This is a genomic window from Oleiphilus sp. HI0043, assembly GCF_001634935.1.
Map to the genome: position 1 here is coordinate 1 of NZ_LWEY01000265.1, position 1260 is coordinate 1260.

Below are 1260 nucleotides of genomic sequence, written 5' to 3' on the forward strand. Positions count from 1 at the left end.
AGAACTGGTTTCTGCTTTGATATGAACAGGAACTATTTCTCTATCAACGCGTGGTAACTCATCCAAATCTTCAGCTGCTTTCTTGAAGCGTTCATATTGCTGAAGGCGACGAATCAATTCAGCACGTGGGTCTTCTTCNTCGTCATCTTCATGCGAAATTTTAGGCAATAACATTCGAGATTTGATCTCGGCCAACATCGCAGCCATGAGTAGGTACTCAGCAGCCAGCTCGAACTTCATCTTTTTCGCAACTTGAATATATTCGATGTACTGACGCGTTATCTCACTCACATCAACTGCCAGAATATCCATATTTTGGCGTCGTATCAAATACAGGAGCAGATCTAGCGGGCCTTCAAAGGCTTCGAGAATAACCGATAAAGCATCGGGGGGAATATAGAGGTCTTGAGGGACATCCCTTACAACTTTACCTTCGACAATTGCCAAAGGTAATTCTTGTTGCACAGCTGACATACTCAAGCCCCCTATCTTCTAGCACTTTACGCGCCGAAAGATAAACCCATTACACGTCGAACTTCCTGAAGCGTTCCCTTTGCTGCGTCACGCGCGCGCTCGGCACCTTCAGATAAAATACTACGCACTAATTCTGGGTTCTCTTCATACTGGCGAGCACGTTCACGAATTGGGCGCTGCTCTTCAAGCACTTTTTCAATTATTGGGTTCTTACATTCCAAACAACCAATGCCTGCACTGGTGCAACCTTCACGAACCCAGCATTTAGTACTTTCGTCGGAATAAACATCATGCAACTTCCACACAGGGCACTTATCTGGATCACCCGGATCAGATAAGCGTACACGTTGTGGGTCTGTCTGCATGGTTCGTATTTTTTGAGTAACCGAATCCGGATCCTCACGTAAGCCAATAGTATTGCCGTAAGATTTGGACATTTTCTGACCATCTAAACCTGGCATCTTCGATGCTTCAGTCAATAATGGCTGAGGCTCAGGTAGAATCACTTTACCGCCTCCCTCAATAAAACCAAACAAGCGTTCACGATCGCCTAGTGATATATTTTGCTGGTCTTTGATCAAAGCTCTTGCAGTTTCCAAAGCCTCATCGTCGCCCTGTTCTTGGAATCGCTTCTGTAAATTACGATAAAGCTTGGCGTTTTTCTTACCCATTTTCTTTATCGCTGCTTCAGCCTGCTCTTCAAAACCCGGATCTTTACCATATAAATGATTAAAGCGACGAGCAATTTCACGCGTCAATTCGACATGAGCTACCTGGTCAGCACCA

At 45.0% G+C, this 1260-nt stretch carries 1 protein-coding gene and 1 pseudogene; both read right to left on the reverse strand.

The window, feature by feature from the left end; all coding sequences use genetic code 11:
- Positions 1-474 (reverse strand): ScpA family protein (locus tag A3729_RS03920; protein WP_197475543.1); only part of this gene is annotated, 474 nt, incomplete at its 3' end.
- Between the two features lie 26 nt (positions 475-500).
- Positions 501-1260 (reverse strand): annotated as a pseudogene (locus A3729_RS03925) (tryptophan--tRNA ligase); the annotation flags it as partial.